A 17,150-nucleotide genomic window follows, 5' to 3' on the forward strand; every position below is an offset into this window, starting at 1 on the left:
AGCCCGCTATTGTCGCGGCGCTTGCATCCGCAGCTGGCGCGCCGCTTCTTCCGCCCGTGCGTCGTCCACTTCGCGCAGCACGTTGCTGAGGTCGACCGGGCCGGTCTCGCGCACGAAGGTGCCCGTGAGCTCGGTCTCGGGGCGCAGCAGGCCGCGCTCGTAGAGCTGCCAGATCTCGTCGCCGTAGTGCGTCTTCAGCAGCGCGGGCGCGTACTGCCCGAAGAAGTTGCGCAGGTTCTCCACGTCGCGCAGCAGCATGCGCTTGGCGTGGTTGTTGCCGGCCGCGTCCACGGCCTGCGGCAGGTCGATGATCACCGGGCCGTCTTCGGCCAGCAGCACGTTGAACTCCGACAGGTCGCCGTGCACGATGCCTGCGCAGAGCATGCGCATCACTTCCTTGAGCAGGCTCGCGTGGTGGCGCAGCGCGTCGTCGGGCGCGAAGGCCACGTCGTTCAGGCGCGGGGCGGCGTCGCCGTTCGCGTCGGTCACCAGGTCCATGAGCAGCACGCCTTCGAGGAAGTTGTGCGGCGTGGGCACGCGCACGCCGGCAGCGGCCAGGCGGTAGAGCGCATCGACCTCGGCGCTTTGCCAGATGGCTTCGGTCACCTTGCGGCCGAAGCGCGTGCCCTTGGCCATGGCGCGCGCCTCGCGGGTGTTCTTCACGCGGCGGTTCTCGGTGTAGTCGACGGCCTGGCGGAAGCTGCGCTTGTCGGCTTCCTTGTAGATCTTGGCGCAGCGCGTTTCCTCGCCGCAGCGCACGACGTAGACCATGGCCTCCTTGCCGCTCATGAGCTGGCGCACGACGCTGTCGATCAGCCCTTCGTCGACGAGGGATTGCAATCTTTGGGGTGTCTTCATGCGCGCGCCTCCGGCACAGCCAGGGGGCGGGTCGAGAGGAAGGCCCTCAGGCTTTCCGTGCCGATCTGGTAGGCGCCATCATGCCTGTGTGGGGCAAAGCCCAGCTGGCGGTTGATGGCGAGCATGGGCGCATTGACCTCCGCGTTCTGCGTGACGGCGATCACCACCTCGGGATGCCGTTCGCGCACGAGCTGCAGCATGATCGCCTTCACGCCCTTGGCCAGTCCCTTGCCGCGCCAATGGCGGGCAACCCCGGTGAGGCGCTGGAACATGCGGTCGGGGTACAGCTGGTTCCAGCTGGCGTCGCACACGGCGGCCACCTCGTCATTGGCATCGCGCAGCAGCACGAGAAAGTGCTCGCCACCGCGCCGGTCGATCTCGGCGTACCAGGCGTGGAAGCCTTCGAGCTCGAAGCGCAGGGGCGCGCGTTCCAGCGCGCTGGTGGGCGCGTCTTCGAGCAGCGCGGACAGCGGCGCCATCAGCGTGGCCAGCCGATCGAAGGGCACGCGGCCTGCGTGGATCTCCAGGCGCAGCCCGTGCGTGGGCGCGAGGGCGTCGGCGCGCCAGCGTGCGAGCGCCGCCCAGTCGAGGCCGGCGAAGGCCATGCGGTTCTCGATGCTGCGGTGCTTTTCGGTCGCGCCGATGGTCGCGAGAAACGCCCGGCCTTCCGGCAAGTGGGTCTTGAAGGTCGCAGTGGAGGGGCCACGCGCCTCCATCAGCGCCAGAAGCCGGTGCAGCAAGGTGCTGGCCACGCCCTGGCGCTGGTGCGATCGCAGCACGCCGCCCCACACGTCGATGAAAGGCGCGAAGGTCGCATAGTCGGGCGAGCCTTCGCGGCGCACGCCCATGTTGAGGCTGCCGACGATGCGCCCCTGTGCGTCCCGCGCGAAGGCGTGGTGCACCACATGCAGCGGCGTGTGCTGGCACACGTTCTGCTGGGTGTGGGCGTCCTCGGGCTGCGGCTCGCCCGGAAAGTCTTCGTCGTGGCGCTGGCGCCAGTAGGCCAGCGCCTGCGCCCACTCTTCAGCGGACGCCCGCTGCGGATCGAAAGAAGAAGTCGTGAACTGCCGCGCATCGGCGGCACGGGTTTCAAGCATGGTGAGCCTTGATTCGAAAAGGGAACGGACCGCGCGCGGCACTCATGTGCCGGCGTGGCGTTGTCTGAATCGGACGGCGTGTCGCGGCAGAACACCGCGAGGGTCGAACGGGCTGGCTGGTGGTGCCTTCAGCGGCACCTGGAGCGTGGAAAGCGCTTCAGCAGCAGTTCGGATGCGACCCGACGAACCGTACGTGGGAGGGAGAGTGAATAGCAGTGTCTTCCATCGCGCACCTCCAGTCCGGTTTGTTGATCGAGGCGTCGAATGTAGCGAGGTTCGCGCGGTCTGTGAAGTGCAAGGCGCCTGCGGCAGAATCCAAAAACCAACAGGGAGATGCCATGAATCCGAAGAAGATCTTCGACGCGGCGGGCGAAGCCGATGTCGACACGGTGCGCGCCTGCATCGCGGCCGGAGCCGACCTGGCCGCCGTGAACAAGCAGGGCTTCACCGCGTTGCAATGTGCCGCGGCGGGTACGAACGAAGCCGAGCTCGAACCGATCCTCGCCGTGCTGCAACTGCTGCTCGAGGCCGGCAGCCCGCTCGAATACACCGGCACCGGCGGCCGCACCGCGCTGTACCTCGCGGCCGAGTTCTCGCCGACCACAGAGCCGGTGCAACTGCTCATCGACGCGGGCGCCAACCCCGACGTGCGCGACAGCCACGGCAACCACATCACGGAGAACGCGATGGAGGAAGAGGTCGCCGAGTTGTTGTCGCGCATCACCGGCCACGCGCTGCCCGAACCGCCCCCGCCCGAGCCCGACCCGGTGAAGATGAGCGCCGCGCAGTGGCGCGCCGCCGAGGCACGCATCGCCGAGGTGTTCGCCGCGCTGACGCAGGCGGGCCTGGTCGCGCTGCAGGACGCGGGCGACACGCAGTCCGACGGCTTCTCCGATTGCTCCGAAGCGTTCCGCGAACGCGGCGGCAAGAAGGCCGGCGTGCACGGCTTCTGCTTCTACACGCGGCAGGACCAGAACCGCGCCAAGCGCACCAGCCAGCTCTCGCTCGCGTTCTGGGGCGCGCCCGAAGGCAGCGATGCCGACATGCAGCGCGTCGGCGAACTGGTGGTCGGCCAGTTCCGCGGCGCGGGCTTCGAGGTGCGCTGGAACGGCGCGTCGTCGATGCGGCCCGAAGTCGATCTGCGCGCCTGAGCCTCAGCCCAACGCCGCGCGCAGCCGGGTTGCGAGCTGTCGCACCTGGGCGGACGAGGCGACGTTGGTGAAGCCCATCAGCAGCCCCTGGCTTTCAACGGCCGTGGTGTCCCGGGCTGTCAGTGGCTGGCAGTTCAGACCGGCCGCCTGTGCGCGGCGCGCCAGCACCACGTCGCTGTCGCGGTGCCCTTCGAAGCGCGCGATCAGGTGCATGCCGCCGGCCTGCAGGTCGATGCGCACGCCGTCGCCGAAGGCCCTGTGCAAGGCCTCGACCAGCAGGGCGCGGCGGCGCGCGTAGAGCAGGCGCATCTTCTTCAGGTGGCGCGAGAAATGGCCGTCGCGCATGAAGTCGGCCACCGTGGCCTGCGTGATCTGCGGGCAGCCGTTGGACGCGATGCGCGCCGCGTCCTCGAAGCGTTCACGCAGCGATTCGGGCACCACCAAGTAGCCCAGCGCGAGGCCCGGGTAGAGCACCTTGGAGAAGCTGCCCGCGTACAGCACGCGGTCGTGTCCGTCGAGGCTCTTGAGCGCGGGCAGCGGTGCGCCGGCGTAGCGGTACTCGCCGTCGTAGTCGTCCTCGACGATCCAGGCCTTCGCACGCGAGGCCCAGTCGAGCAGCTGCAGTCGGCGCGCCAGCGACATCGACACCCCCAGCGGCGCCTGGTGCGAGGGCGTGACGACCGCCATGCGCGCCTTCGGCGAGCGGCGCACGCCGCGCGCGACCACCAGGCCTTCGTCGTCCACCGGCACGGGCACCACGCGGTGGCCGGCGCTGTGCAGCACGTTGCGCGTGGGCGCGTACCCGGGGTCTTCGATCCATACGCGGTCGTCCCTGGCGAGCAGCGTGCGCGCCACCAGCGCCAGCGACGCGCGGTAGCCGCCGGTGACGAAGACCTGCGCCGGCTGGCAGGCCACGCCGCGCGACACCCGCAGGTAGGCTGCGATGGCCTCGCGCAGCGGCGCATGGCCTGCGGGGTCGCCGTAGAACAGGTCGGCCGCGCCCATGGCGCGCGCACGGCGGGCCATCAGCCGCGCCCAGAGCTTGCGCGGAAAGGCGTCGAGTGCCGGGATGCCCAGTTGCAGCGGTGGCGGAACGGCGGGGCCGGCCAGTGCGGGCGCATCCGCGACGGGACGCGAACCCGCGCGCACCGGCCGCTGCTCCGGCAGTGACGGCGACACCACCGTGCCCGCCTGTCCCTGCGCGCAGAAATAGCCTTCGCCCGCGAGCTGGCTGTAGGCCGCTTCCACCGTGCCGCGCGCCACGCCCAGCTCGCTGGCCAGGCTGCGCGCCGAGGCCACGCGGTCGCCGGGGCGCAGCACGCCGTGCTCGATCGCCGTGCGAAAGCGCTCATAGACCTGGCGATGCAGCGGGGTCGCCGTGGAGCGGTCGATGCCGGGGAAGGCGTTGTCTGGCGGTTCGATCATGGCCCATTCATTTTGACGATTCTTGGTTCTTTCGTCTGGTGCATCCCGATCCTAAGCTCGTGGCTTCGAGCAGCCAGTAGGAAAGAAGGACACGCAATGGGCGAGAAGGTATTCGTGGCGGGCGCGACCGGGGCCGTGGGCTCGGCGCTGATCCCGCTGCTGCTCGAGGCCGGCCACACGGTGTACGGCGGCACCCGCCGCGCCGAGCGTGCGGCGGCGCTGGAGGCGCGCGGCGCCACGCCGGTCGTCGTCGACGTGTTCGACGCGCAGGCCTTGCGCGACGCGCTGGTGCGCATCGCGCCCACGGTCGTCATCCACCAGCTCACCGATCTGCCCCGGGACCTGGCTCCGGCGCTGATGGCCGAGGCGGTGGTGCGCAATGCGCGCGTGCGCATCGAGGGCACGCGGAACCTCGTGGCGGCGGCGCTGGCGGCCGGTGCGACGCAGCTGATTGCGCAGAGCATCGCCTGGGCCTATGCGCCCGGGCCGACGCCGCACACCGAGGGCGACCCGCTCGACCTCGGGGCTGAAGGCGGTCGCCGCATCAGCATCGACGGCGTGGCGGCGCTGGAGCGCAGCGTGCTGGGTGCCGTCGGCCTCACGGGCACGGTGCTGCGCTATGGGCAGCTGCATGGGCCGGGCACTGCGAACGCGGCACCGAAGGGCGCGAGCCCGGTGCATGTCGAGGCCGCGGGCTGGGCGGCGCTGCTCGCGATGCGGCATGCGCGCGGCGGCATCTTCAACATCGCGGAGGACAGCGCCGAGGTCAGCAGCGAGAAGGCAAAACGCGAACTGGGGTGGCATGCGGCGCTGCGGTTGTCGCAGGAGGTCGTGTCGTGAAGGCCGAACGCTGGCATCGCACGCCGTCGATCGGCGCGGGCCTCGCGGGGCTGTCGCTGGTGCTCGCCGCCGGCTGGGCGCTGATGCCGCGCACCGGCCAGCAGGAGGCCGTGCAGTGGTTCGCCGACGTGTGCAGCTCGGTGGCGCGGCCGATGTTCGCGTCCGCCCCCGTGCCCGCAGGCTCGGAGGCGACGGCGCGGCCGGCGACGCAGGTCAAGGTGCTGTCGTGCGAGGCGCTGCCGCATGTGCCCGGGAAGTCGGTGACGACGGTGCTGGTCGACTTTCCGCCGCTGGCCTATTCGCCCGCGCACCGTCACCCGGGCTCGGTGACCGCGATCATTGTCGAAGGCACCATCCGCTCGCAACTGGGCGGCGGCCCGGTGGGCACTTTCAAGAGCGGCGAGACCTTCTTCGAGCCGCCGAATACGCTGCACATGTTCGCGGAGAACCCCGACCCGGTGAAGCCCGCGAAGCTGATGGCGGTGTTCGTCACCGATACCAACTGCGGACCGTTGTTGCTGCCGCCCTGAAGCTTCTGGTGCTGTGCGCACAGCTTCGAGAGAGCGTCAAACGCACGCGTCTTCGGCCCCGGATCACGCAAGGCCACCGGGGCCGCACGGACTGCGCGCGATTAGAGTCCGGCGATGACCCTGACCTATGCATACCTCGCTGTCGCGATCGTCGTCGAAGTGCTCGCGACCAGCTTCCTCAAGGCCTCGGACAGCTTCACCCAGCTCTGGCCCAGCGTGGCCACGGTGGTGGGCTACGCCGTGTCGTTCTACTTTCTCTCGCTCGCGCTGCGCGTGCTGCCCACCGGCATCGCCTATGCGATCTGGTCGGGCGTGGGCATCGTGCTGATCTCGGTGGTGAGCTGGCTCTGGTTCGGCCAGACGCTCGATGCGCCGGCCATCGTCGGGCTGGGGCTGATCATCGCGGGCGTGGTGGTGGTCAACGTGTTCTCGAAGTCGGTGGGGCACTGAGGCATGAGCACTGTCGAACAGCTGCTGCCCCGGTTGCCCGCCGGCACGACGTGGACCCCGGCCAGCGAGGGCGAGTCGGGCGATGCGGTGTTCCGCCGCAGCGACGGCGCGGCCTTCGCGAAGGTGTCGCTCGGTGCGGGCGCCGCGCAGCTCGACGAAGAGCGTCGCCGCACCGAATGGCTCGCGCCGTACAACGTCGGCTCCGCGCGCGTGCTCGACTGGCGCGCGACGCCCGAAGGCGCCTGCCTGGTCACGGCCGCGGTGCCGGGCGTGCCGGCCAGCGACCTGCCGGCGGCCGAGTTGCTGCGTGCCTGGCCGTCGATGGCGCGGCGCCTGCGCGCGCTGCACGAGATCTCGGCGGGCGAGTGCCCCTTCGCGCGCCCGCTGTCATCCATGTTCGACCGCGCCGCCGATGTCGTCGCACGCGGCGCGGTGAACCCGGAGTTCCTCGACCCCGACCAGCAGGACGTGTCGCCGCCATTGCTGCTGGCGCGGCTGCACGCCGACCTGCAGCACCGGCTCGCGCAGGAAGCGCAAGACTGCGTCGTGTGCCACGGCGATGCCTGCCTGCCGAACTTCCTGGTCGATCCGCAGACGCTGCAATGCACGGGCCTCATCGACGTGGGGCGGCTGGGCACGGCGGACCGGTATGTCGACCTGTCGCTGCTGCTGGGCAATGCGCGCGAGAGCTGGCGCGATGCGGCCGACGCGCGCGCCGCGCATGCCTTGCTCTTCGCGCAGTTGGGCATCGACGCGCCCGACGACGGCCGGCTCGACTTTTATCTTCGGCTCGACCCGCTGACCTGGGGGTGATGGCGGCGCCGCCGCGCCGCATTGTTTCCTTTTCGGGAACGCCGTGGTTCTTTTTGCCGCGGGTTTTTACCTAGATCCCGCCGCACAATTCATCTCACGGACCGGCCCCCAAAACCGATCCGGATGAACAGGCCCCGAGCGAGTTGGCCGCCCTTCAAGAAGAGGGACGGTGACCCACCCAAGACCGGTTCAAACCATCCAAGCAAACACTTGTACTACTGAACTGAATTGAAGAAGGAAACCGCCATGAACGCCTCGAAGATCCTCTCCGCCGTTGCTGTTGCCCTGATGGCCGTCGCCGGTGCCGCCCACGCTGAAACCTACGAAGGCGTGCATCGCCTGACCTCGGCCGCCAGCCGCGCCGATGTCGCCGCACAAGCCGTCGTGGCCGCGCACAGCGCCGACCCCTATGCCACCGGCGCCGAGGCAGGCCCCGCACAGGTGTTCGTGTCGACCGTGAGCCGCGACGCCGTGCGCGCCCAGGCCGTGGTGGCCGCTCGCAGCGAGAACCCCTACAGCGAGGCCGTGACCTCCCGCGTGGCCCCGGTGCTGGCCAGCGGCCTGGACCGCGCCAGCGTGCGCGCCGAAGCCCGTGCCGCCGCACGCGGCGAAGCACTGCCGCTGTAATCGATCGGTCTGACAGGCAGGCACGCGCACTCGGCCCCACGGGGCGGGTGTCGGCGGGCCAGGGAAAGAAAAACCGGCCTTGCGAAAGCAAGGGCCGGTTTTTTCACGAACGGGGTGGAGCGGTCGTCAGAAGCAGCGTTCTTCGATCGTGCCCACGCGGTCCGGATAGAAGGCCACGTAGTCCTTGATCGGCGCGACCGATTCATAGGGTGACTCGTAGGTCCACACGGCATTCACCGAGCGCTCGCCGCCGGCTGGAATGCTGTAGTAGGCGCACTCGCCCTTGTACGGGCAGTAGGTCGCATGCGTGGTGCGCTCCAGCAGCGACATGCGCACGTCCTTGCGCGGAAGGTAATGCACCGTGCCGAAATGCGATTCACGCAAGGTCAGCGCTTCGCGCGAGCTGGCAATGACATGGCCTCCCACCGACACCACCACGCGCAACGGATTCGGCGTGATGGTGATCGCATGGTCGGGGCCCGGAATCTTGACGGTGCGTTCTGGCGTAGCGAACATGGACAAGCTCCTTCGGACGAATCGGCGGATGCGCATCTTGCTGCGTTGTCGCGACGATTTGAAGTCTCTTGCGAATCCACCTGTTCCCGGCGTGGTTAAAGGCGGCCGGGCTCGAAAACCAAAGTTTCAGATTCGCTGTTTTTGCGGTGCACACCGAAGCCCGCGCGGCCCGGCGCGATGTGTTCGCGCAGCGTGAGCGCCGGAATTTCGTAGTCGCCGCCGTTCTGCGGGCGGAACGCAATCGGGTCGGTGGTCCACAGCGTGTCGAGCCGCTCGCCCAGCTCGCCGGTGATGCGTGCATAGGCTGCGGCATCGACCTTGCCCGTGCGGTGCACCACGAAGGGCGGCAGCACGTCGAAGCCGGGGTAGTAGAGGATGCCGTGGTGAATGGGGAACAGCAGGTCGTCCATCGGCCCGTTGATGCCGCGCGGGGCGTAGTGCGAGGCCCAGCCGCCGGTCGTCACCACCAGCATCGCGCGCTTGCCGGCCAGCGTGCCTTCGCCGAAGCGGTCGCCCCAGTGTGTATCGGAATGTTCGCCCACGCCGTAGGCAAAGCCGTAGGCGTAGATGCGCTCGATCCAGCCCTTCAGGATGGCGGGCATCGAGTACCACCACAGCGGGAACTGCAGGATCACCGCGTCGGCCCACAGCAGCTTCTCCTGCTCGGCGGCGATGTCGGCGGTCTGCGTGCCGCCTTCGAAGGCGCGCAGCGAATCGAGCACGGGGTCGAAGGGCGCGGCGGTGTCGCGCGCGGGAAAGTCGTCGGCGTCGAGCGCGGGCTTCCAGCGCATCGCGTACAGGTCGGACACGCGCACGGAATGGCCCGCGCTCGTGAGGCGTTCGACCATGAAGCGATGAAGCGAGCCGTTCAGCGAGGCGGCTTCGGGATGGGCAATAACCAGCAGGATGTTCACGGTGTCAAAGGGTTCGAGTGAAGATGCCCTCAGGTTAGGTATTGCCAAGCTATATTGGAAATGAATAGTTTGAATGCCAGGTATCGCCATGAACAATTTCAGCCGCATTGACCTCAACCTGCTGGTCACGCTCGACACCTTGCTGGCCGAGCGCAACGTGACCCGCGCGGCCGAGCGCCTGAACCTCTCGCAGCCCTCGGTGAGCGTGCAGCTCGCCAAGCTGCGCGAGCTCTTCGATGACCCGCTGCTCGTGCCCGCGCAGCGCGGCATGCGGCCGACCGCGCGTGCGGACGAACTGCGCGAGCCGCTGCGCGAAGCGCTCGCATCGCTGGGCCGCGCGGTGGCGCCCAGCCAGCCCTTCGACCCGGCCAAGGCGACCACCACCTGGCGCGTGGCCGCTGCCGACTACGCCGAGTCGGCCATCCTGCTGCCCGCGCTGGCCGGCCTGCGCGCGGCCGCGCCGAACACCCGGCTGGCCGTGGTCGAGGCCGTGCCGACGCGCATGGCGCGCCAGCTCGAGCAGGCGGAAATCGACCTGTTCTTCCACACCAGCGTCGGTGCACCGCCCGGCTTGCACCGGCGCGTGCTGTTCCACGAGCGCTACGTGCTGGCCGGGCGGGCAGGGCACCCGCGCCTGAAGCGCCGGCCCACGCTGGCGCAGTTCTGCGCGCTGGAGCATGTGGTGGTGTCGCTCAGCGGCGGCGGCTTTGCCGGGCCGACCGACGAGGCGCTGGCGGCGCAGGGCCTCACGCGGCGCGTGGCGCTGTCGGTGCCGCACTTTCTTTTCATGATGTCCGTGCTGGCCAGCACCGACATGGTCGCGATGCTGCCCGAGCGCCTGGCGCGCGGCGCGCCGGGGCTGCGCGTGGTGGAAGCGCCGCTCGACGTGCCGGGCTACGAGATGGCGATGCTGTGGCACGAGCGCCGGCATCGCGACCCGGGGCATCGGTGGCTGCGCGAGCAGATCGCCCGCAGCTTGTAGCCTCAGCTGGCGCGCCAGCCGCCCCCTTCGCCGGCATCGGCTTTTCGCCATGACGACGCAGAGCTTGCCGCTGCGGGCGTACAGTCGAAGCGTGGGCCGTCGGGGCTCTCTCTGCACGAATGGAGGTCGAAGATGGCCCAGCACGCAATTACCGCTGTTCACTTCAAGGACGGAAAGGTGGACCTCGTCGCCATTCACCCGGTCGTGGAGAAGGAGTTCGGTTCGACGGAGTTTTCTCTTGGCACGGCACAGCGCGTCAGCGTCGGCGAATGCGTCAAGCTCCTTGCGGCCGGCGAGGAGGTGTGCCTGGCCCGGCGCACTGAAAACCACGGCTGGGAAGTCATTTGCGACGCCCGGCTCTTGCCGGGCGGGACCGCTTTCGCTGGCGTCGACATCCTGGACCGTCCCACGGATGCCTTGCTGCAGCTTCCTGCGTGGGACTAGGTCACCGGGCGCCCGCGCTGAATGCACCTGTGAAGGGCCGTCAACAAGTCGCCGACGATCGGTTCAGCCGGAGACGCTCTTTGTGTGACGGAAGAAGTTCTCGGGGTCGTACCTGCGCTTGAGTGCTGCGAGTTTGTCCAGGTTGGCCCGGCCGTACGCGGCTTCGATGCGGTCCTGACCCTCTTCCTCCGTCAGGAAGTTGATGTAGGCCCCGCCTGTCGAGCAGGCGCGCGTCGCTTCGAAGCAGTCCCGCGCCCACTGGATGTGGATGTCGTCGTCGCCCGGCTGCTCCCAGGAGCCCGCGATGTTCAGCACATAGGCCGCGTCCCGGTTGCCCGCTGGCGAATGCCCGGCAGGCAGCTCGCCCAGCGCACCCTGTATCTGGAACAGGAGGATGGCCGAATGGGGCGATTGAATCCGGCCCGCATGCGTCACGGCGAGGTCGATGCTCCGCTGATCAATGCCTGGCAGGTAGTGCGACTTCCAGTAGTAGCGCCGTCCCTTGGGCTGCGTGGCGTCGAGCAGGCTCTGCATCTGCGTGTAGGGCCGGCGCGTCACGATGTCGGCCACCGGCCGGCCAAGCGCGCGCAGCGGTGCGATCAATGCCTCTCCCTCTTCGACCTTGCCGGTGTAGCAGACGAAGATGGCCACGATCGGCTTGCCGTGCACCTCCTTCGGGAGCCAGGGGGCCGGCGGCGCGATCCGCAGAACCGCCACGCTGGTCAGTTCGCGCGGGGCCTCTGCGCTGAACGCACGGTAGGCGTCGAGAACCTGCCGGGCGTCGTCGCCGCTCCATGCGATCGCACCGCCCAGGATTTCGGGGCCGACGGGAAAGAGCCGGTACTCGAAGGAGGTGACGACGCCGAAGTTGCCGCTGCCACCACGCAGCGCCCAGAACAGGTCCTCGTTCTCGTCCGCAGACGCACGCAGGACCTCGCCGCTGGCCGTCACGACCTCCATCGAGACCACGTTGTCGCAGGTCCAGCCGTGGCGACGCGTGAGGTAGCCGAATCCGCCGCCGACGGTGAGGCCTGCAATCCCGGTGGCAGACACAAAACCGAGCACGGCGGCGAGCCCGTGCAGCTGCGTCTCGCGGTCGACGTCGCCCAGCGTGCAGCCCGCTTGCGCGCGCGCCGTGCGACGCGCCGGATCGACCCAGACACCTCGGAGCAGCGACATGTCGATCATGAGGCCGCCCTCGCAGACCGCGAGCCCTGCGATGTTGTGGCCGCCGCCGCGCACGGAACTCAGAAGCCCGTGCTGGCGCGCGAACCGGACAGCCTGCACGACATCGACCGTGCCGGTGCAGCGCGCCACCAGGCCCGGGCGGCGATCGATCATCGCGTTCCAGACCTTGCGCGACTCCTCGTAGGCCGGGTCCTCCGCGGTCAGCACTTGGCCTTTGAACGTGGCCTTGAACGACTGCAGGATCTCCGGCGAAAGGTCCACGGTCCCGCCGTCCATGCGTGTGAGTTGGATCGTCATGAGTCGTCTCCGAAAAGAGTGAGGAAGTCGGGGGCAGCTTGCGCGTGACCAGGCGAGCGAACAAGTCCAGAATCTGAAGCGTTGCCGCTCTGGAGACGAGGCGATGGAAAACACCTACGGTCAGTTCTGCACCGTCGCCAGGGGGGCCGAGGTGTTGTGCGAGCGATGGACGCCGCTGGTCGTGCGCGAATTGCTGTGCGGCAGCAAGCGCTTCAACGACCTGCATCGCGGGGTACCGCGAATGTCCACCAGCTTGCTGGCGCAGCGGCTTCACCGCCTCGAGGAATTCGGTGTCGTGCACCGCAACACCGTCGGCAAGGTGTGGGAATACAGCCTCACCGAGGCCGGCGAGGAACTTCGACCCATCGTCATGGCGCTGGGCCATTGGGGTGCGCAGTGGATCGGCAGCCGCCTGCGCGACGACGAACTGGATGCGGGCCTGCTCATGTGGGACATGCGCCGGTTCGCGTGCATCCAGGAGTTCCCGCCCCGGCCTGTGATCATCCACTTCCAGCTGCGCGACGCACGGACGCGCGAGCGCACGTGGTGGCTCGTGGTGGAGGACGGCGTGGCCGATCTGTGCCGCGACGACCCGGGGCGCGAGCTGACGCTCGTGGTGGATGCCTCCGTGCGCGCCTTGACCGAAGTGTGGACGGGCGATCGCACGCCTGCGCAAGCGCTTCAGTCGCGCGAGATCCGTGTCGATGGGGCGAGGTGCGACGCGCAAGACCTGTGGCGGTGGCTGGGCACCAGCGTGTTCGCCTCGACGCGTCGCGCTGCGGGACGGAAGTTGCCGGACGGCCAATCTTTGGCGCCGTAGCTGCTCACGGCGAGCCAGCTACGTCGGCGCAAGGTCCTCGTGGATGCACAGGAAGTTGCCTTCCGTGTCCTTGAACCACGCCGCCTTTTCCGAACCGAGCACGCAGACATGGTCGACCGTCTTCAGATCGGGAAAGTCGTAGTCCTCGAACACCACGCCGGCGCGCTTGAGCTTGTCGATGCTGGCGGCGATGTCCGGCACCTGGAAGCTGATCGCCGTGTGGTCGGCCTTGGTGCCTTCGGGCTTGGGGAACAGTGCGAGCGTGCTGCCGCCCACCGTGTAGACGAACTTGCCGTCGGGCCGCAAGCCACCGGCCTTCAGGCCCAGGCAGCCTTCGTAGAAGGCACGCGCGCGGTCCATGTCCTTCACGGGAAGCATGGTCGTGACAGACGAATCGGACAGCATGGTGGGTCCTTTCGCACAGTTCGGCGCAGCGGGTGCCGCTTGGCGGCATGGCCTTGGCTGGCCGGGCGGTGGTCAGCTTACGCCTGAGGCGGGTGCGATGCCAGTGCGGTGGGTAACCTGTTTGGTGACGCGAGGCCCTTCGCGAACTCGCCTTAGGTGTTCAGGAAGCATCGCGTCGTCGCCATCATCCGCACGTTCTTCGTCGAGTTGACGGAGGGCGTGTGCAAGAGGCGCAGGTCCATCAGGAAGACGTCACCGGCGCGTCCTGACATCTCGACGAGGTCGATGCCCAGCGGGTGAAGGCTTTGCGCCAGGTCGCCGGTCGTCTTCAGAAGCTGCCGCAGCTCGGAGGCAGCAACCCGCCCCGGCGCGCCGACGCGATGCGACCCGGCCAACGCCAGCGTCGCGCCGCCGCCGGGTGCCACGTCGTCGATCAGGAAGAAGGCCTGGATTCCCGGCAGCGGATCTTGCGGTCGGGTCGAGACGTCGACGTGCCAGTTCAGGCCCGTGAGGGTCGAGGCGCCTTGAAGGGGCGGGGACAGCAGCAGCTGCGTGCCCTGGATGGCGGTCGGGGCGCGCCCACCGAGTCGGGTGACGCAGTCGATCAGCGCGGGCGTCACCAGCGCTTCGTGCACGCCGGGCACCTTGGCGAGCGCGGACAGCTTGCCGATCTGCTGGAAGACGGGGAGTTTTTGCAGCGCGCCGGGCAGGCTCTTTCCACCGGACAAGGCTTTCAGGCGTTTGATCTCGTCGAGCAGTTTCTGCCGCAGGCCCGCGATCTGCTTTTGCGGATGGAAGCCTTCCAACCGCACATAGCCCTTGTCGGTGAAGAAGTCGGTGTGAGAGGGAGTCATGGCTTGAAGCGGCCGCGCAGTCGGTCAATGAATGCGGCGCGGCGTGGAAGCAAGAATACAAGAGCGGCTGCACAGGGCGGGCATGGCTAACATCGGCCGACAGCAGATCAGGGAGGACACAGGATGACGGTGGTGGGAGAGACTTTGCGGGTGGCGACACTGCAGCAGCTCGGCGCGTCCGCGCCCTTGGTGCAGCTGGCGATGGGCGAGTGCCTCCATGAAGTGTTCCGCACGGTCTGCCTGGGGCCGCCGTTCCTCGCGTACCACGGTGCCCGCACACCCGACGGGCCGCCATGGGTTCCGTTGTGGGATCGCAGCAGCCGGGTGACGGGTCTGCGCGCTCACTCGGACGGCCTGGAGTTCGTCGATTTCAGCGTGGAAGACCCTCGCGCGTTCGAGCGCATCGCGTTGACCGAGCAAGGCTTCTGGGTGACCCGGTTCGACGTGCTGTACGAAAACGATGTGCCCGAGAGCGTCCTGCACGAGGCCGCACGGCGGGTCGGGTTCCGGTATCTGGATCAGCACCTGGCTGCGAGGGAAGAGGCCGAGGAGCGATTGAGTACCTTCAGCGATCACCGCCTGTGGCTGCAAGGCCTTGTGGTGGGCATCGATCGACAGGCCAGCGAGGCCTGACCGCAGTGTTCACACGAAACCCATCCTTTCATTGGTGCATCGCCTTCGCAGCAGCTCTCATGCTCCACATGCCGGCGCACCCGGGCGAGGCCGAACCCGCGCGTGACACGACGTCCGCGCAAGCGCAGATCCCGTTCTTCGATGCCGTGGAGCGCGGTCGCCTGCGCGAGGTCGAGGCATTTCTTGCGCAGGGCTTTGGTGCCAACGATGTGCAGGGCTACGGTTTCAATGTGGGCGACTCCCCGCTGATGAAGGCTGCGCAGCAGGGCAACGCGCAGATGGTGAAGTTCCTGCAGCGTCGCCATGCCGATGTGAACTACCGCAACGCCAACGACGGCGAGACGGCACTGCTGCGCGCAGCCAAGTTCGCGGGCTCCGGCGGCATCAGCGACACGCACGCCATCGACTACCGCCAGACCCTGGCGCTGCTGCTGAAGGCGGGCGCGAACCCCGACACGCCCGATCGCAACGGCGGCCTTCCGTTGTTCTTCGCGCCCACGACCTGGGCCATCCAGGCGCTGCTGGCTGCGGGCGCGGACCCCAATGCTGCGACCAGTAACCCACCGCTGATCGAGCACGCGCACGACCCTGCGCGCGTGCGGCTGCTGCTGGCCGCCGGCGCGCGGCCGGATGTGCGTGATGCGCAGGGCGTGTCGGCCCTGGCGGTAGCGGCGGAGAAGGGCAGCCTGGAAAGCGTCCGGCAGCTCCTGGCGGTCATGTCGCCGGACGCGGTGCGGGGCGCCGATGCCGATGGGCACAACGCGCTCGATGCGGCGGCCGGGGGCGGCGATGCGGGGATCGTTCGCCTGCTGCTGGCGCAGGGCCTGCCGGCGACCGAGCGCGCCGTGCGCGCAGCGGCGACGCAGGGGCATCTGGAGGCCGCCCGCCTGCTGCATCGGGCCATGGACCCGCCGCAGTGGCCGTCGCTCGAAGCGGGTGCACCGGCCGAGGCACGGGTCTACCTGCTGATCCTGCAGCAGAAGCCGCAAGAAGCGTTGGCCGCCTACCGCGCCTTCGAGACGGTCGCTTGCGGACGCATGACGCCGTTGGCGTCGGCGGTCGATGCCGGCAACGTGGAGGCCGTGCGCGTCTTGCTGGCCCTGGGCGTCGACGTGAACCACCAGACCCCCGCGCCGCTGCGCAGCGAGCTGGTGCCGCAGCCGCAGACCTCGTCGGGGCTGCCCCGCCTAGTCCATGTGCTGCCGCCTCCTTGCGACAACGCTTCGCTCGCACCGCAGGCAGGTGCATCGACATCGCCGCAGGCCGCGCTACCTGTCGGCCGGTTGCCGTTCGCACCCGCGCCCGGCACTGAAAGCGCCTTGCCGCCAGCGGGGTTCTGGACGGGCAACGCCTTGATGCGCGCCGTGGAGCACGACCACCTCGAGATCGCGCGGCTGCTGGTGGCGGCCGGTGCCGATCCGGCGCTGCGAAGCCACTATCCGCCGCACGCATCGGCGCAGACATGGCTGCAGGCGCACCCGCCATCGCATGGCGCGTCGCTGGCCGCATGGAAGAAATTGCTGAAGCTGAGTCGGCCCTGAGATGCAAACCCTGTCGCTCGATATCCGAGGTTGGCTTTGGTAGATTCCGCCACTCCGATCTCCACTGACAGGAGCGCTTCATGAGTACGCAAAAAGAACTGCATCGCGGCCGCCTGATCGACCACATCGGACTGGTCGTTCGCGATCTGGCGGCCAGCAAGGCCTTCTACAGCGCCGTCTTCGAAGCGCTGAAGATCCCGATGGGCGGCTCCGACGCGCGCAACTTCTGGGCCGACGAACTATTCGTGTCGACGCGCGACAGCGACGAAGTGCAGGGCGAACTCACCGGGCGCCACCACATCGCATTCCAGGCGCAAGACCGGGCCATGGTGGACGCCTTCTACAAGGCCGCATTGGCGCACGGAGGCCGGGACAACGGCCCGCCGGGCGAACGCACCTACCACCCGGGCTACTACGCGGCCTTCGTGCTGGACCCGGATGGCAACAACATCGAGGCCGTGTTCCACGGCGAAGCCGATCGCAGTGCGGCTTCGGTGCGGATCAGGTTCTGATCCGTTCGAGGTACGTCGTGAAGGCGAGGGCGGTCGTCAGGCCCAGGGGTACTTTCCCTGCAGCGACGCCAGCTCGTCCTGTTCTGCCTGCGTAAGCAGGGCGCCGAGCCGCAGCTTTCGCTTGAGGCTGCGCAGGCGCTTCAGGTCGTGTCGGAGCCAGAAAACCGTGCCGCCCAGCAGGACCAGGAGGCCGATGGCACCCCATACGAAGTTCAGCTTTTCACTCATGCATGACGCGTCCAGCGTTCGCCCG

At 68.6% G+C, this 17,150-nt stretch carries 21 protein-coding genes; 12 read left to right on the forward strand and 9 right to left on the reverse strand.

The annotated features are described in order from the left end of the window. Nucleotides 1-6 precede the first annotated feature (6 nt). Complete coding sequence (locus AC07O4_RS02520; RefSeq protein ID WP_495303669.1) at nt 7-858, reverse strand: PA4780 family RIO1-like protein kinase; 852 nt, start codon at nt 856-858, stop codon at nt 7-9. After that, nucleotides 855-1,955: a GNAT family N-acetyltransferase gene (locus tag AC07O4_RS02525; RefSeq protein ID WP_495303670.1), complete on the reverse strand. Its 1,101-nt coding sequence runs from the start codon at nt 1,953-1,955 to the stop codon at nt 855-857. Before AC07O4_RS02525 ends, AC07O4_RS02520 begins: the two co-directional genes overlap by 4 nt. 338 nt (nt 1,956-2,293) lie before the next feature. Between AC07O4_RS02525 and AC07O4_RS02530 the strand changes: the two genes are divergently transcribed. After that, nucleotides 2,294-3,106: an ankyrin repeat domain-containing protein gene (locus tag AC07O4_RS02530; RefSeq protein WP_495303671.1), complete on the forward strand. Its 813-nt coding sequence runs from the start codon at nt 2,294-2,296 to the stop codon at nt 3,104-3,106. Nucleotides 3,107-3,109: 3 nt separating this feature from the next. On the opposite strand, the gene pdxR is transcribed toward AC07O4_RS02530, so the two are convergent. Further along, nucleotides 3,110-4,531: a MocR-like pyridoxine biosynthesis transcription factor PdxR gene (gene pdxR / locus AC07O4_RS02535; protein WP_495303672.1), complete on the reverse strand. Its 1,422-nt coding sequence runs from the start codon at nt 4,529-4,531 to the stop codon at nt 3,110-3,112. Nucleotides 4,532-4,627: 96 nt separating this feature from the next. Here pdxR and AC07O4_RS02540 point away from each other — a divergent pair, with 96 nt between their 5' ends. The 5 genes from AC07O4_RS02540 (at nt 4,628) to AC07O4_RS02560 (ending at nt 7,791) form a co-directional block, all read left to right on the forward strand. Next, complete coding sequence (locus tag AC07O4_RS02540) at nt 4,628-5,371, forward strand: NAD-dependent epimerase/dehydratase family protein (protein ID WP_495303673.1); 744 nt, start codon at nt 4,628-4,630, stop codon at nt 5,369-5,371. Further along, nucleotides 5,368-5,901, forward strand: coding sequence for a cupin domain-containing protein (locus tag AC07O4_RS02545; RefSeq protein ID WP_495303674.1), 534 nt, complete (start codon nt 5,368-5,370; stop codon nt 5,899-5,901). Before AC07O4_RS02540 ends, AC07O4_RS02545 begins: the two co-directional genes overlap by 4 nt. Nucleotides 5,902-6,015: 114 nt before the next feature. Then, nucleotides 6,016-6,351, forward strand: coding sequence for an SMR family transporter (locus AC07O4_RS02550; protein ID WP_062481473.1), 336 nt, complete (start codon nt 6,016-6,018; stop codon nt 6,349-6,351). A 3-nt stretch (nt 6,352-6,354) separates the two neighbouring features. Further along, nucleotides 6,355-7,164 (forward strand): APH(3'') family aminoglycoside O-phosphotransferase, encoded by an 810-nt coding sequence (locus AC07O4_RS02555; protein WP_495303675.1) that lies wholly within the window; start codon nt 6,355-6,357, stop codon nt 7,162-7,164. A 246-nt stretch (nt 7,165-7,410) separates the two neighbouring features. After that, entirely contained in the window at nt 7,411-7,791 is a 381-nt protein-coding gene (locus AC07O4_RS02560; protein WP_095947133.1) for a helicase SNF2, read from the forward strand. 126 nt (nt 7,792-7,917) lie between these two features. Here the strand turns inward: AC07O4_RS02560 and AC07O4_RS02565 are convergent, their stop codons facing one another. Together AC07O4_RS02565 and AC07O4_RS02570 are read right to left on the reverse strand one after the other, a co-directional pair. Next, nucleotides 7,918-8,307 (reverse strand): DUF427 domain-containing protein, encoded by a 390-nt coding sequence (locus AC07O4_RS02565; RefSeq protein ID WP_062481469.1) that lies wholly within the window; start codon nt 8,305-8,307, stop codon nt 7,918-7,920. Nucleotides 8,308-8,402: 95 nt separating this feature from the next. Continuing rightward, nucleotides 8,403-9,221 carry an NAD(P)H-dependent oxidoreductase gene (locus AC07O4_RS02570; protein ID WP_495303676.1) on the reverse strand — a complete coding sequence of 273 codons (819 nt, stop codon included), beginning with the start codon at nt 9,219-9,221 and terminating at the stop codon, nt 8,403-8,405. An 88-nt stretch (nt 9,222-9,309) separates the two neighbouring features. On the opposite strand from AC07O4_RS02570, the gene AC07O4_RS02575 reads away from it, so the two are divergent. Together AC07O4_RS02575 and AC07O4_RS02580 are read left to right on the forward strand one after the other, a co-directional pair. Beyond that, a complete protein-coding gene (locus AC07O4_RS02575; protein ID WP_495303677.1) occupies nt 9,310-10,203 on the forward strand; it encodes a LysR family transcriptional regulator in 894 nt (297 codons plus the stop codon). 132 nt (nt 10,204-10,335) lie between these two features. After that, the gene (locus AC07O4_RS02580; protein ID WP_095747647.1) at nt 10,336-10,647 is read left to right on the forward strand and encodes a hypothetical protein; all 312 of its coding nucleotides are present in this window, start codon (nt 10,336-10,338) and stop codon (nt 10,645-10,647) included. A 63-nt stretch (nt 10,648-10,710) separates the two neighbouring features. Here the strand turns inward: AC07O4_RS02580 and AC07O4_RS02585 are convergent, their stop codons facing one another. Further along, nucleotides 10,711-12,132: an FAD-binding oxidoreductase gene (locus AC07O4_RS02585; protein ID WP_495303678.1), complete on the reverse strand. Its 1,422-nt coding sequence runs from the start codon at nt 12,130-12,132 to the stop codon at nt 10,711-10,713. Nucleotides 12,133-12,235: 103 nt separating this feature from the next. Here AC07O4_RS02585 and AC07O4_RS02590 point away from each other — a divergent pair, with 103 nt between their 5' ends. Next, nucleotides 12,236-12,952 (forward strand): winged helix-turn-helix transcriptional regulator, encoded by a 717-nt coding sequence (locus AC07O4_RS02590; protein ID WP_495303679.1) that lies wholly within the window; start codon nt 12,236-12,238, stop codon nt 12,950-12,952. A gap of 18 nt (nt 12,953-12,970) precedes the next feature. On the opposite strand, the gene AC07O4_RS02595 is transcribed toward AC07O4_RS02590, so the two are convergent. Together AC07O4_RS02595 and AC07O4_RS02600 are read right to left on the reverse strand one after the other, a co-directional pair. Beyond that, complete coding sequence (locus AC07O4_RS02595; RefSeq protein ID WP_307693193.1) at nt 12,971-13,357, reverse strand: VOC family protein; 387 nt, start codon at nt 13,355-13,357, stop codon at nt 12,971-12,973. 152 nt (nt 13,358-13,509) lie between these two features. Beyond that, nucleotides 13,510-14,211, reverse strand: coding sequence for a phytanoyl-CoA dioxygenase family protein (locus AC07O4_RS02600; protein WP_495303680.1), 702 nt, complete (start codon nt 14,209-14,211; stop codon nt 13,510-13,512). 123 nt (nt 14,212-14,334) lie between these two features. Here AC07O4_RS02600 and AC07O4_RS02605 point away from each other — a divergent pair, with 123 nt between their 5' ends. From AC07O4_RS02605 to AC07O4_RS02615, 3 genes are all read left to right on the forward strand, one after another. Continuing rightward, complete coding sequence (locus tag AC07O4_RS02605; protein ID WP_495303681.1) at nt 14,335-14,844, forward strand: hypothetical protein; 510 nt, start codon at nt 14,335-14,337, stop codon at nt 14,842-14,844. Nucleotides 14,845-14,903: 59 nt separating this feature from the next. Continuing rightward, nucleotides 14,904-16,385: an ankyrin repeat domain-containing protein gene (locus tag AC07O4_RS02610; RefSeq protein WP_495303682.1), complete on the forward strand. Its 1,482-nt coding sequence runs from the start codon at nt 14,904-14,906 to the stop codon at nt 16,383-16,385. A gap of 80 nt (nt 16,386-16,465) precedes the next feature. After that, a complete protein-coding gene (locus AC07O4_RS02615; RefSeq protein WP_390343276.1) occupies nt 16,466-16,897 on the forward strand; it encodes a VOC family protein in 432 nt (143 codons plus the stop codon). A gap of 36 nt (nt 16,898-16,933) precedes the next feature. Here AC07O4_RS02615 and AC07O4_RS02620 read toward each other — a convergent pair whose 3' ends face one another. Continuing rightward, a complete protein-coding gene (locus AC07O4_RS02620; RefSeq protein WP_487849408.1) occupies nt 16,934-17,125 on the reverse strand; it encodes a hypothetical protein in 192 nt (63 codons plus the stop codon). Nucleotides 17,126-17,150: the final 25 nt, after the last annotated feature.

Source organism: Variovorax sp. GW821-FHT09D04 (assembly GCF_059416405.1).